The sequence below is a fragment of the uncultured Litoreibacter sp. genome (assembly GCF_947501785.1).
GTDB lineage: Bacteria > Pseudomonadota > Alphaproteobacteria > Rhodobacterales > Rhodobacteraceae > Litoreibacter.
Genome location: NZ_CANMXB010000001.1, coordinates 1641003 through 1653510, shown reverse-complemented (window position 1 = coordinate 1653510; position 12508 = coordinate 1641003). Strand labels below are relative to the sequence as shown.

At 59.2% G+C, this 12508-nt stretch carries 12 protein-coding genes; 10 read left to right on the top strand and 2 right to left on the bottom strand.

All coding sequences use genetic code 11. The features are described 5' to 3' along the window. The first annotated feature begins 42 nt into the window (after window positions 1-42). Complete coding sequence (locus tag Q0899_RS08235) at window positions 43-501, top strand: Lrp/AsnC family transcriptional regulator (protein WP_299192125.1); 459 nt, start codon at window positions 43-45, stop codon at window positions 499-501. Here Q0899_RS08235 and Q0899_RS08230 read toward each other — a convergent pair. Beyond that, window positions 498-701: a SlyX family protein gene (locus tag Q0899_RS08230; protein WP_298296534.1), complete on the bottom strand. Its 204-nt coding sequence runs from the start codon at window positions 699-701 to the stop codon at window positions 498-500. The genes Q0899_RS08235 and Q0899_RS08230 overlap by 4 nt on opposite strands. Window positions 702-783: 82 nt before the next feature. Here Q0899_RS08230 and hisS point away from each other — a divergent pair, with 82 nt between their 5' ends. From hisS to hisG, 3 genes are read left to right on the top strand one after another with little or no spacing between them, the layout of a single operon-like run. After that, complete coding sequence (hisS, locus tag Q0899_RS08225) at window positions 784-2250, top strand: histidine--tRNA ligase (RefSeq protein WP_299192123.1); 1467 nt, start codon at window positions 784-786, stop codon at window positions 2248-2250. After that, window positions 2251-3339, top strand: coding sequence for an ATP phosphoribosyltransferase regulatory subunit (locus Q0899_RS08220; RefSeq protein WP_299192121.1), 1089 nt, complete (start codon window positions 2251-2253; stop codon window positions 3337-3339). Next, window positions 3336-4031: an ATP phosphoribosyltransferase gene (gene hisG / locus Q0899_RS08215; protein ID WP_298296542.1), complete on the top strand. Its 696-nt coding sequence runs from the start codon at window positions 3336-3338 to the stop codon at window positions 4029-4031. Before Q0899_RS08220 ends, hisG begins: the two co-directional genes overlap by 4 nt. 86 nt (window positions 4032-4117) lie before the next feature. On the opposite strand, the gene Q0899_RS08210 is transcribed toward hisG, so the two are convergent. Then, the gene (locus Q0899_RS08210) at window positions 4118-4549 is read right to left on the bottom strand and encodes a DUF1489 domain-containing protein (RefSeq protein ID WP_299192118.1); all 432 of its coding nucleotides are present in this window, start codon (window positions 4547-4549) and stop codon (window positions 4118-4120) included. A gap of 162 nt (window positions 4550-4711) precedes the next feature. Here Q0899_RS08210 and Q0899_RS08205 point away from each other — a divergent pair, with 162 nt between their 5' ends. From Q0899_RS08205 to Q0899_RS08180, 6 genes are all read left to right on the top strand, one after another. Then, window positions 4712-6985 (top strand): adenosylcobalamin-dependent ribonucleoside-diphosphate reductase, encoded by a 2274-nt coding sequence (locus Q0899_RS08205; protein WP_299192116.1) that lies wholly within the window; start codon window positions 4712-4714, stop codon window positions 6983-6985. Between the two features lie 33 nt (window positions 6986-7018). Next, window positions 7019-7912, top strand: coding sequence for a YihY/virulence factor BrkB family protein (locus Q0899_RS08200; protein WP_299192114.1), 894 nt, complete (start codon window positions 7019-7021; stop codon window positions 7910-7912). Further along, window positions 7909-8832 (top strand): LysR family transcriptional regulator, encoded by a 924-nt coding sequence (locus Q0899_RS08195; protein WP_299192081.1) that lies wholly within the window; start codon window positions 7909-7911, stop codon window positions 8830-8832. The genes Q0899_RS08200 and Q0899_RS08195 overlap by 4 nt, the downstream gene beginning before the upstream one ends. A 286-nt stretch (window positions 8833-9118) precedes the next feature. Further along, window positions 9119-10162, top strand: a complete 1044-nt coding sequence (locus Q0899_RS08190) for a TRAP transporter substrate-binding protein (RefSeq protein ID WP_298296556.1) — start codon at window positions 9119-9121, stop codon at window positions 10160-10162. A 92-nt stretch (window positions 10163-10254) separates the two neighbouring features. Further along, window positions 10255-11034 carry a TRAP transporter small permease subunit gene (locus Q0899_RS08185; RefSeq protein ID WP_298296559.1) on the top strand — a complete coding sequence of 260 codons (780 nt, stop codon included), beginning with the start codon at window positions 10255-10257 and terminating at the stop codon, window positions 11032-11034. A 3-nt stretch (window positions 11035-11037) separates the two neighbouring features. After that, window positions 11038-12483: a TRAP transporter large permease subunit gene (locus Q0899_RS08180; RefSeq protein WP_299192078.1), complete on the top strand. Its 1446-nt coding sequence runs from the start codon at window positions 11038-11040 to the stop codon at window positions 12481-12483. Window positions 12484-12508 lie beyond the last annotated feature (25 nt).

Here is a 12508-nt window from a genome sequence, read left to right as displayed (position 1 = left end):
GGGCATTTGATTTGAGCAATAAAATCCGAAATACTGTCTCATATGAAATTATCAGATCAAGAATTGTCCATATTGCGGGAGCTGCAACGCGATGCATCGCTGTCTTTGGCAGAATTGTCCGACCGCTGCAGCATGGCGCAAAGCACGTTGTGGCGCAAATTGCAGGATTTAGAGGCGAGCGGCGTCATCAAGGCCCGCGTCGCGGTGCTGGATCCGGCCATGGTTGATGCAAAGCTTTGCGTTTTGGCCAGCGTCAGCTTGCATGACCATACCGAAGAGGCGGTCAATGCCTTCACGTCACTGGTGCAACGGCTGCCGCAGATCATGGAATGCCAGAAAGTGTCGGGGGAGGCGGATTATATGCTGAAAATCCGCACCAACGATGTGGATGCCTACGAACAGTTCATGTCCCACAATTTGCTGCGCAATCCCTATATCAGGTCGGTCACGTCCAGTTTCGTGCTGAAGGACGTCAAATCGACCACGGCGTTACCACTTTAGTAATGGGGCGGGCGTTCGTCGCCCAGAACCACATGGCCGCCGGCGTCCTGCTGACGTTCAGCCTCCCGCTCCATCAAGGTGCGGACGCGGTGAGTGAGCAGGGAAATCTCTTTCTCTTGGCGCGCGACGATGTCGGACATCTCCTCTACCGTTTTGGTGAGATGGGCCAGCTGTTCTTCAAGTTCGGTGTTCTCAGACATGGACCCCATGTGGCAGGTTGCTTGTCTTGCGTCCAGCCCTTCGCTATTGCCACCCATAAGTTTCAGATCAGGACGCGCGCCCATGGCCAAAGTGAAAAAACAGTCCCGCCCCAAGGCCGAAACCCCGAAAGGGTTCCGCGACTATTTTGGCGCAGAAGTGGCGCAGCGCAAGGCGATGCTGGACGAGATTTCCGCTGTTTACGAGCTTTATGGCTTTGACGCGCTGGAAAGCTCTGCCGTGGAAACGGTCGAGGCGCTGGGCAAGTTTCTACCCGATGTGGACCGCCCCAACGAAGGCGTGTTCGCATGGCAAGAAGACGAGGCCGACTGGCTGGCGCTGCGCTATGATTTGACCGCACCGCTGGCCCGCGTGTTTGCTCAGCACCGCAATGATTTGCCTACCCCCTATCGCCGCTTCGCGATGGGGCCGGTTTGGCGCAACGAGAAGCCCGGGCCGGGGCGGTTCCGGCAGTTTTACCAATGTGATGCGGACACGGTAGGGTCTGGCTCGGTCGCGGCGGATGCAGAGATTTGCGCGATGCTGGCGGACGTGTTGGAGCGCGTCGGCATCCCGCGCGGGGACTATCTGGTGAGGGTGAACAACCGCAAGGTGCTGAACGGCGTGTTGGAGGTCATGGGCCTTGCCGACGATCCCCGCCGCGACGACGTTTTGCGCACCATCGACAAATTCGACAAGGTGGGCGAGCGCGGCGTGCGCGAATTGCTGACTGTTGGGCGCACCGACGCCTCGGGCGCGGAAATTGACGGTGTTGGCTTGTCCGAAAGCCAGGCCGCACCGGTGCTGGCGTTTCTGACGGCGAAGCAAGAGAATGTGGAAGACACATTGGCGCGGTTGCGTGACGCCGTTGGGGACTCGGCGATTGGTCAAGACGGCATCAGCGAGTTGCGCCAGATCGCCGGGCTGCTGGATGCGCAAGGCTACGGGTCAGATCGCATTGAAATTGACCCGTCCGTCGTGCGTGGACTGGGCTATTACACCGGCCCGGTTTATGAGGCCGAACTGACCTTCGAAATCAAGGACGAAAAGGGCCGCCCCCGCCAGTTTGGTTCTGTTGCGGGCGGTGGACGCTACGACGATCTGGTGAAGCGGTTCACGGGGCAGGAAGTTCCGGCGACGGGCGTCTCAATCGGTGTAGACCGGCTGTTGGCCGCGCTGCATGCAAAGGGTCGGATGACCAAAGACACGGTCGGGCCGGTAATCGTCACGGTCATGGATCGCGACCGCATGGCCGACTATCAGGCGATGGTGGGCGAGCTGCGTGCCGAAGGCATCCGCGCGGAGGTCTATCTGGGCAACCCCAAGAACTTCGGCAACCAGCTAAAATACGCGGATAAACGCAACGCGCCAGTAGCAGTAATCGCCGGGTCGGACGAATTTGACAAAGGCGTGCTGCAGATCAAGGACCTCGTCTTGGGGGCCAAGATCGCTGAAACCGCCACCCATGAAGAATGGAAAGAGCAGCCCGCGCAATTCGAGATCAAGCGCGGCGACCTTGTGGCTGAAATCCGAAAGATACTGGAGGCCTAAGTGCCCTCGAAATCCGACATCAAGGCGGAAGCCATGCGGTTGTACGCTCTGTTTCAGGAGGCAGGGGCGCAAATTGTCGAAGCTGACCTTCTGCAGCCGTCCGACCTATTGCTTGATCTATACGGTGAAGACATCCGCGCACGGGCATATGTGACATCCGACGCCGTATTGGGGGAACAGATGCTCCGTCCGGACTTCACGGTTCCCATCGTACAAGCCCACATGGAAGACGGCGCCGAGCCTGCGCGCTACACCTACATGGGCGAAGTTTTCCGTAAGCAGGAAGCCGGCACCGGCCGGGCCAGCGAGTATACGCAAGTGGGCTACGAGGTGTTTGATCGCACAGACCCCGCAAGTGCGGATGCGGAGGTCTTTTCGCTGTTTTCGGATGTGCTGAAAGATGCGTCGTTGCAGGCGTCCATCGGCGATATCGGTATTTTGATTGCTGCCGTTCAGGGCCTGACCACCTCGGAGCGCCGCCGCGCCGCGCTGATGCGCCATATCTGGCGTCCAAAGCGGTTCCGCGCCTTGTTGGACCGGTTTGCTGGGCAGGCCGATATGCCGGATGGGCGCGCGGAATTGATTGGCGCGCTTGAGGGTCTCGACGTTGACCAGATCGTGAAGGGCGCGGGGCCAGAGATCGGCTTGCGCAGTGCCGGCGAGGTCTCGGCAAGGCTGAATGCGTTGCGCGAGGACATGCAGGTTGCCCCCATACCGCAAGAAGAATTGAATGCGGTCAGCGCGTTGTTGGCAATCTCGGCGGATGCCGCGCAAGCGGCGGGGGAATTGGCGGATATCGCGAACCAATTCCCGGCGATCAAACCGGCAGCGCAGGGCTTTGCGAAGCGGTTGAACGCGTTGAAACAGCGTGGCGTAGACGTGGAGGCTGTGGCCTACGAGGGATCCTACGGGCGCACCTCGATGGAGTATTACGATGGGTTTGTCTTTGGCTTTGCGGTCAATGGCGCTGCACCCGTGGCTTCTGGGGGGCGTTATGATGCGCTGACCCACGTGCTGGGGCAGGGGCGCGAGATACCGGCGGTGGGTGGCGTGATCCGGCCCGAATTGTTGCTGAGGGTCTCGTCATGAGTTTGAAGCTGGGTGTGCCCTCCAAGGGCCGGTTGATGGAAGACACGTTTGCCTGGTTTGGTGCGCGGGGCGTGACGCTGGAACGCACAGGTTCCGACCGCGAATATGCGGGTGCTGTCTCGGGGGTTGAAGGCGTCGAACTGATCTTGATGAGCGCGGGGGAAATTCCGCGGGAGCTGGCGGCGGGGCGGATTGACCTGGGGGTGACCGGCACCGACTTGGTGCGCGAGAAGATACCGCTTTGGTCCGAGCAGATTGAAACGCTGGTGGAACTGGGGTTCGGGTTTGCAGACCTGATTATTGCGGTGCCACGGTTTTGGGCGGATGTGTCCACGCTGGATGATCTGGATGCGGTGGCGGCGAGCTTCAGGGCCAAGCATGGATTTAGGCTGCGGATCGCGACGAAGTATCACCGGTTGGTGCGCGAGCATCTGAAAGAGGCGGGTGTGGCCGACTACCAGCTGGTCGACAGCCAGGGCGCGACCGAGGGGACGATCAAGAACGGGACGGCGGAGGCTGTGGCGGATATTACGTCGACGGGCGCGACGCTGGAGGCCAATCATTTGAAGATTTTGACTGGTGATCCGGTGCTGAAATCGCAGGCGACTTTGTTTGCGTCCAAGACCTCGGAATTGAACGCTGAAGATGCGGGCTTTCTGGCGGCTTTGAAGGCCAAATTGGCGCTGAATTGAATGGTCCCGTCCTGGCGAGCGGGTGCTATTCGCAAGCCTTTGATAAGAGCGGTCCAGCGTTTTCTCTACCAGTCGCTAGCCGGTCGTCAACGAACCCCAATGTCGGCCAGAGCGGCGCTGAGCTGTGGAGGTAGTTGTTCCTCGCGGGATCGGTGTTCGGGCAGATCTCTGGGGGCGTCCTCGGGGCGCAGGTAACGCCAGCCTTGGAAGGGACGTTTGGTCATATTCTCGACGCGGATGAGCTTGTTCTCGAAGATCAGCCCGCAACGGCGGATGCCGTCGGAGCGGATGACCTCATCCAGCCGGATGATGCGTTGGCGGGCTTGAACCACGCCCTTTATCACCCAGTAAATCGAGCCGCCGTTCAGCAATTCGGCCTCCCGTTTGGGCCACATGCGGGTGACATGACGGGGCGTGCGATCTTCGCCCGCAGGGCGGGGACGATCATGCCAGTCTTGCAGCCCTTCGACCGATTCCGTGCCGACGGATAGTTTTATCAAGTTAATGAACTTGGCCACGACTCACCCCTGCTTCAAGATATACATGATATTGCGGTGGCTTAGGGTTTCAAGGGCTATGGGTTGTGGATAACTTGGCGCGTTTTGCCTGATTTTCATTGACCCGTGGACGTGCAATTAGTAGGGTTCTAACCCTTCTTCCTAGCTGCCAGGAATTGCGACATGAGCCGTTTTGCTGCCCCCATTGCCGACCAAATCTGGGACATGAAGTACCGCTTCAAGGAAGCGGATGGTACGCCGATTGATGTAACCGTGGAAGACAGTTGGAAACGGATTGCGGGGGCATTGGCAGCGCCAGAGAAAGACCCGTCCGCGTGGGAAGGCAAGTTCTACGAGGCATTGGAAGATTTCAAATATCTACCCGCAGGCCGGATCACGGCAGGCGCGGGGACCGAGCGGTCTGTGACCTTGTTCAATTGCTTCGTGATGGGGACGATCCCGGACAGCATGGGCGGCATTTTTGACATGTTGAAAGAGGCCGCGCTGACGATGCAGCAGGGCGGCGGGATTGGGTATGATTTTTCGACCATCCGGCCCAAGGGCGCCGGTGTGAAAGGGGTGGCGGCGGATGCCTCAGGGCCGCTCAGCTTCATGGATGTGTGGGACGCGATGTGCCGCACCATCATGTCGGCGGGTTCACGTCGCGGTGCGATGATGGCCACGATGCGCTGTGACCACCCCGACATTGAAGATTTCATCACAGCCAAGCAGGATTCGGCGCGGTTGCGGATGTTCAACCTGTCGGTGCTGGTCACAGATGACTTCATGGATGCGGTGAAGGCGGAAGGGTCGTGGGATCTGGTCTTTGGTGGCGAGGTCGTGCGCACCGTCAAGGCGCTGGACCTGTGGAACCTGATCATGCGCTCCACCTATGACTTTGCGGAACCCGGCGTGATTTTCATCGACCGGATCAACAAGGCCAACAACCTAAGCTATTGCGAAACGATTGCGGCAACCAACCCGTGCGGGGAACAGCCTCTGCCGCCTTACGGTGCGTGCCTATTGGGGTCCATCAACCTTGCGCGGCTGGTGGCAGAGCCGTTTGAGCCGCATGCGGAATTGGATGTTGAGGCGTTGGACGACTTGGTGCGCACCGCTGTGCGAATGATGGACAATGTGGTGGACGCATCGAAATTCCCGTTGGAGGCGCAACGGCAGGAGGCATTGGCCAAGCGCCGGATTGGCTTGGGCGTGACCGGGTTGGCGGATGCGCTGTTGATGGTTGGGTCGCGCTATGGATCAGAGGAGGCGGCGCGTCTGACGGATCGCTGGTTGCACGCGATTGCCCGCGCCGCGTATCTGGCGTCGGTCGATTTGGCCCGCGAAAAAGGGGCTTTTCCGCTGTTCGATGCTGACGCATTCCTCGCCTCTGGGGCTATGCAGGACATGGACGCGGACGTGCGTGACGCCATTCGCGAGCATGGTATTCGTAACGCGCTGTTGACCTCGATCGCGCCGACGGGGACGATTTCCTTGTATGCGGGCAATGTATCCTCGGGGATCGAGCCGGTGTTTGCTTATGCCTATACGCGCAAGGTGTTGCAGAAAGACGGGGCTCGGACCGAGGAAGAGGTGGTCGATTACGCGGTGCAGCTGTGGCGCGAAAAGTTTGGTGATGTGGACCTGCCGGACCATTTTGTGAATGCCCAGACATTGGCCCCGCTTGATCATGTGCGGATGCAGGCGGCGGCGCAGAAATGGGTGGATTCGTCCATTTCAAAGACGATCAACTGCCCCGAGGATATCAGCTTTGACGATTTCAAGGAGGTCTACATGGCCGCCTGGGATCAGGGTTGTAAGGGCTGCACAACCTACCGGCCCAATGATGTGACAGGGTCGGTTTTGAGTATTTCCAGCCAAAACGAAGCGGAAGATGACAAACCCGTCGCTGTGCCGGAGGGCGGCGAAGTGGTGTATATGTCCGAGCCGCTGGACCGGCCCGCGGAGCTGGAAGGGCAGACCTACAAGGTGAAATGGCCCGATAGCGAGCATGCGCTGTATATCACGGTGAACGACATTGTGCTGAACGGGCACCGGCGGCCGTTTGAAGTGTTTATCAACTCCAAGAACATGGAGCATTTTGCCTGGACTGTTGCGCTGACGCGCATGATTTCAGCCGTGTTCCGGCGGGGTGGTGACGTGTCTTTTGTGGTGGAAGAGCTGAAGGCGGTGTTTGATCCACGCGGCGGGGCCTGGGTGCAAGGGAAATATATCCCCTCGATCCTGGCGGCCATCGGCGGCGTGATCGAGCAGCACATGATTGCCACCGGTTTCATCGCCGGCGAGGGGCTGGGGCTGAAGCAAGACCCCTCCGCCCAAGTTGTGGCTGTGGGTGAGCGGCGGGGCAAGGCCTGCCCCAGCTGCGGCCAGTACGATCTGCGCATGGTCGAGGGGTGCATGACCTGCGCCTCCTGCGGCCATTCCAAATGCGGCTAGCCGATTGGCCGTAAAATCGGCTACCCCTAGGGCATGAAACGCTATCTCCCCCCGTCGGTTGGCATCTGGTATGACGCGTTGCGCGCCGTGTGGTTGCAGATTGACGAGCAAAACCTGAGCCTGATTTCCGCCGGAATCGCCTTTTTCGGGATGCTGGCGATCTTTCCTGGGCTGGCGGCGATTATTGCGATTTTCGGGCTGATGGCGGACCCGGTGGTCATTCAGGACCAGATCAACCTGCTGCGCGGCATCGTGCCGGATGATATCTACACGCTGATTGACGGGCAGATCGGGCGTATCACCTCGGCGCGGGGGGAGACTTTGGGGTGGGCGACATTTGTCTCCATCTTGTTGGCCTTGTGGTCAGCGCGGGCTGGCGTGGGGGCGATGATGCGGGGGCTGAATACCATTTACCGCTCCCCCAATCGCAGCTTTTTGATGGCGTATCTGTCGGCCTTCTTGCTGACAATCACTTTGGTCGTGGTGGCGTTGGTGGCCGGCGCTGCTGTGGTTGTGACCCCGATTGTGGTGGCACTGTTGCCGCTGACGGTCGAGACCAAAAGCTGGATCGACACGGTGCGCTGGAGTTCGGCCATCTTTGTCATCACGGTGGGGATCGCGCTGATCTACCGCTACGGTCCGCGCAAACGGGACAGCAGGCGCACGCCCTGGCTGACACCCGGCGCGGTATTTGCGGTGCTGATGTGGGCCGCGGCGTCCTACGGGTTTTCCGAATACCTGTCCAATTTTGGGCGCTACAACGAGGTGTACGGGTCCATCGGGGCGGTCGTGGCGCTGCTGATGTGGCTGTATTTCAGCGCGTTTCTGGTGCTGTTGGGGGGCGCGCTGAACGCGCAGATTGAGCGACGCAAGCTGGCAGCCGACGCGTTGGAAGAACTCAAACAGAAGAGCTGCGGGATCACGTGAACGCGGTCAATCTCAAGCTTCTGCAGACCTTTTTGCTTGTGGCCGAGCATGGCAGTTTCCGTCGTGCGGCGGAGATCGCCAACCGTGCGCCGTCGGCGATTTCTATGCAGATCAGGGACCTGGAGGCCCAAGTCGGCCTGCGCCTGTTTGTCCGCAAGGCGCAGCGGATCTCGCTGTCGCCAGAGGGACGGAGGCTTTTTGATCGCACCAAAGGTGCGATGGATAACGTGCAGTCCGAGTTGTCAGAATTGTCCAACATTGCGGCGCGACGGCGCGGGCAGGTGCAGATTGGCTGTGCGCCGACCTTGGCCGCGTCCTATATGGGCGACATCCTTTACAACTTCGCGCGGCGTTACCCTGACAGCGTGGTCAGCGTACGAGAGGTCCCGCCAACCGAAGGTCTGGAACTGCTGCAGCAGCAAAAAGTGGAGTTCTACATTGGGCCCGAAGTGGCAAGAATCAAGGATTTCGAATTCGAAGCTCTGATCACCGATCAGCTGTTGGCCTGCACACCGCCGCAATTTGATACCGGAGTGAACCAAATCAGCGTCACGGATCTGGACAAAACTCCGATGATATTGCTGGATTCCAAAACGGCGTTGCGTCTGCTTGTCGATCAGGTCACGAAACGCGCCGGCATCACATTGAATGTCCGCTACGAGTTGCAGAACGCGACGACGGCGATGAACCTTGTAGAGGCAGGTCTTGGCGTAGCTATTTTGCCGGAAATCGTCGCGGCCCATGGCGACAAAAATCGGTTCCGCGCCATTCCGCTTTCCGACCCCATGACCGAGCGGATGATCGGCATTGTGACGGCCCGAGGCTACGTGAAACACAACTACTCCGAGCGTCTTTTGGCCTTCATCCGGGCGGGCTTCGGCGGGCGGGGAACGACAAATTTGGGTGAATTGGATATTTAATCTTACCAATAAGCATCAGAAAATCTGATGAACTGTTCGATTTTTTCGCAAACTTATCAGGCCGGTGAGTCAAAAATACGCGGCGGGGCTTGAAGAAAATGCAGGTCGCCACAGTTGCTCTACCCATATTTGGGTAGAAAACGGATTTGGCCGGCGAGGTTGCCAGACGACCTCGGGCCAATCAGTCTACCCAAATCTGATTCTTCGGGCATAGGATCACCAAGCTGATCGCGCGCCCAAGACTAAGGAGTAACTGGCCGCATGCCGCGGCCCAGGGAGGAACCACATGAAGAACAAAGTAATCGCAACCGCGTTTGCCGCGTCTCTGGCCGCCACCGGCGCGCAGGCGCAGCAAACCATCGAAATGACTTCGTCATTCTCCGCCAACCTGCCAATTCTCGGCACAGCGGGCGTCGACTTCACCAACCGCATCAACTCGATCTCCACAGAGGTGGAATTTGAGCATTTTGATCCCGGCAAACTGGTCCCGACCTTGGAAGCGCTAGACGCAGTGTCCAATGGCTCGGTTGACGCGGCCTATGCCACATCCGGCTACTGGCAGGGCAAGATCCCGTCTGCATCGCTGTTTGCTGCTGTGCCATTCGGCCCGGAAGCGGGCGAGTTCATGGGCTGGATCCTGTATGATGACGGGCTTGAGCTGTGGCAGGAAATGTACGACCAGGCCGGTTACAACGTGAAGGTTATGCCCTGTGGCGTGATCGCGCCAGAAACATCCGGCTGGTTCAAGAACGAGATCAACTCGGTCGCTGACCTTGAAGGTCTGAACATGCGCTTCTTCGGCCTTGGCGCCGAGGTGATGCAGCGTCTGGGCGTGTCAACATCGCTGCTGGCTGCGGGCGATATCTTCCCGGCGCTGGAGCGCGGCGCGATTGACGCGACCGAATTCTCCATGCCGCTGATTGATGCGCGTCTGGGTTTCCACAAGATCGCGAAATACAACTACTTCCCCGGCTGGCACCAGCCCTCGACCCTGTTTGAGCTGATCGTCAACGTCGACGTCTGGGAAGACCTGTCCGAGATCGCGCAGAACCAGATCCAGACCGCATGTCTGGCCAACGTCACCACCAACCTTGCGGAAGGTGAGGCGAAAAACTTTGCGGCCATGGTTGAGAACACCGAGAAGAACGGCGTGACCATCAAGCAGTGGCCGCCGGAGATGCTCGACCAGTTTGAAGCTGCATGGAACGAGGTTGCAGCCGAGCTCGCTTCCGAGGATGCGCATTTCAAAAAGACCTGGGATGACCTGCAAGAGTACCGTGCTGGTTACAAAACCTGGGTTGAGAACATTTATCTGCCCCGCGACCGGTAAGCGGATATAAAGACGCGGATGGCGGCATTCCGACCTCGGAGTGCCGCCTTCTATTTGGCCCGGTAACGGGGGCTTGGGAGGGCGCACACGGCATGTCAGATCAATCCATTCCAGACGTCGAAGAGGTGCTTGCCATCTCGGACCCCGGCGAGGTGGACCGCCACACGCACGGGTTCGCGGACCGGCTGATGATCAATGTCGGCAATGTCGTGTCGTGGATGTTTCCGATCCTGATGATCGCTATTGTCAGCCAGGTGTTCCTGCGCGGCGCGGGCAACAACCAGGCGTGGCTCGATGATGCGCAGTGGTGGATGTACGGCTTCGCTATGCTGACGGCCTTCGGCTACGCCATCACCACCAACAGCCATGTGCGGGTCGACATCCTGCACCAGAATTATTCCGACGCGAAGAAAGCGCGGATCGAGGTCTTCGCCATTGGCTGGTTGCTGCTGCCGTTCATTGCGCTGATGACGGATGTGCTGGTCCATTACAGCTGGCAATCTATCATTTCGGGCGAGGGGTCGAGCAGCCCCAACGGGCTGCACCGCGTGTACTTGTTGAAGGCCACCTTGCCGGTGCTGTTCCTGTTGGCCGCCGCTGCCGGTTGGGCGCGGTTCAAACACAACCTGAAGACATTTACCGATACGGGATTGGCAACACAGCTGCTTTGGATGCTGCCCACGGCCATCTTCGTGGGCTGGCGGCTGGTGCATTACGCGGCCTATTGGGTGATCTACTTCACGAACGCCGAGATCCGCCCCCGCCGTATCACCCGAGAACCATTCTTTGACCACACATTGTGGGTGTCTGTGGCGCTGGTCGTGGCCTTGATTGCCGTCGGTCTTCTGCGCCGCCGCCGCGGGGACAACTAAGACATGCAACTGCTTTCGCTTATTTCGTTCATGGACCTGAACCAATGGATGGTTCTGTTGATGTTCATCGTCTTCATCGTGATGCTGTTTCGTGGCATTCCGGTGGCCTATGCGTTGGTCGGTGTGTCGCTGGTCTTCATCGTGCTGGCTCAGTTCGTCCTGGACCCCGCCGCCGACGCCATCCAGAACTACATCGAATACGACGAAACCCGCATCGAATACCGCAAGATGTTCGCCAATGCGGGCCGTTTCTTCGGAGGCGTGATCCAGAACCCGGTTTTGGTGGCGCTGCCCATGTTCATCTATATGGGCTTGATGCTGGACCAGTCTGGCGTGGCGCAGCGGATGATGCAATCCATGCAGGTGCTCTTTGGCGCGTTGCGCGGCGGGCTCGCCCTGTCGGTCATGCTGATTGGCATCATTCTGGCGGCCTCTACCGGCGTCGTCGGGGCGTCGGTCGTACTGCTGGGCGTCATGGGGCTACCCACGATGATGAAGCAGGATTATTCCAAAACCATCGCCACCGGTACCATCGCCGCCTCGGGCACGTTGGGCATCCTGATCCCGCCGTCGATCATGCTGGTGATCATGTCCGACCAGCTGGCGATCAGCTTGGGTGATTTGTTCATGGGCGCGCTGTTCCCCGGTTTGCTGTTGGGCGGGCTCTATATCGTGTTCATCGTTGTCTGGGGGCTGCTGAACCCAAAGGCGATGCCGCTGCCCGAAAACCGCGAGCCGGTAACGATGAAAATCGTCTTGGACGTGCTGATCTCGGTCATCCCACCGATGTTCCTGATCCTGTTGGTGCTGGGTTCGATTTTCTTTGGCTACGCCACGCCTACCGAGGCGTCGGGCCTTGGCGCGCTGGGCGCGTTGACGCTGGCGCTGACGAACCGCCGGCTGAACGGCAAAGTGTTCAAGGACGTGATGCGCCAGACGATGAACACCTCGGGCTACATCGTGGGTATTTTCATTGCGGCCAACTTTTTCGCCTATGTGCTGCGCCTCTATGGCGGCGACGAGATCATCAAGAACCTGGTGCTGGGCTCGTTTGACAACAAGAACATGGTGGTGGTGTTCATCCTGTTCATCATCTTCCTGCTGGGCTTCCTGCTGGACTGGATCGAGATCACGTTGATCATCATGCCGCTGATGCTGCCGGTGGTGATCGGCCTGGATATCCCGGTCGACGGATACGGCGTGGTGGACAACCCATCCGTGGTCTGGTTCGCAATTCTGGTCGCGGTGACGTTGCAGACGTCCTTCCTCACCCCGCCGGTGGGGTTCTCGCTGTTCTACCTGCGCGGCGTGTGCCCGCCGGGCGTCACACTGGGGCACATTTACAAAGGCGTGATCCCGTTCGTGCTGCTGCAGCTCTTTGGGTTGTTCATAGTCTTCGAGTTCCCGTGGCTGGTGACATGGCTGCCGGCAATCGCTTACGGTAACTAAAGCCGAGACCAACCGGAGCGCGCCC

Excerpts from the sequence above, each read along its gene's own strand:
- Q0899_RS08230 (WP_298296534.1), bottom strand. The coding sequence starts at position 701 with ATGTCTGAGAACACCGAACTTGAAGAACAGCTGGCCCATCTCACCAAA.
- Q0899_RS08185 (WP_298296559.1), top strand. The coding sequence starts at position 10,255 with ATGTCAGATCAATCCATTCCAGACGTCGAAGAGGTGCTTGCCATCTCG.
- Q0899_RS08235 (WP_299192125.1), top strand. The coding sequence starts at position 43 with ATGAAATTATCAGATCAAGAATTGTCCATATTGCGGGAGCTGCAACGC.
- hisG (WP_298296542.1), top strand. The coding sequence starts at position 3,336 with ATGAGTTTGAAGCTGGGTGTGCCCTCCAAGGGCCGGTTGATGGAAGAC.
- Q0899_RS08190 (WP_298296556.1), top strand. The coding sequence starts at position 9,119 with ATGAAGAACAAAGTAATCGCAACCGCGTTTGCCGCGTCTCTGGCCGCC.
- Q0899_RS08200 (WP_299192114.1), top strand. The coding sequence starts at position 7,019 with ATGAAACGCTATCTCCCCCCGTCGGTTGGCATCTGGTATGACGCGTTG.
- Q0899_RS08205 (WP_299192116.1), top strand. The coding sequence starts at position 4,712 with ATGAGCCGTTTTGCTGCCCCCATTGCCGACCAAATCTGGGACATGAAG.
- Q0899_RS08180 (WP_299192078.1), top strand. The coding sequence starts at position 11,038 with ATGCAACTGCTTTCGCTTATTTCGTTCATGGACCTGAACCAATGGATG.
- hisS (WP_299192123.1), top strand. The coding sequence starts at position 784 with ATGGCCAAAGTGAAAAAACAGTCCCGCCCCAAGGCCGAAACCCCGAAA.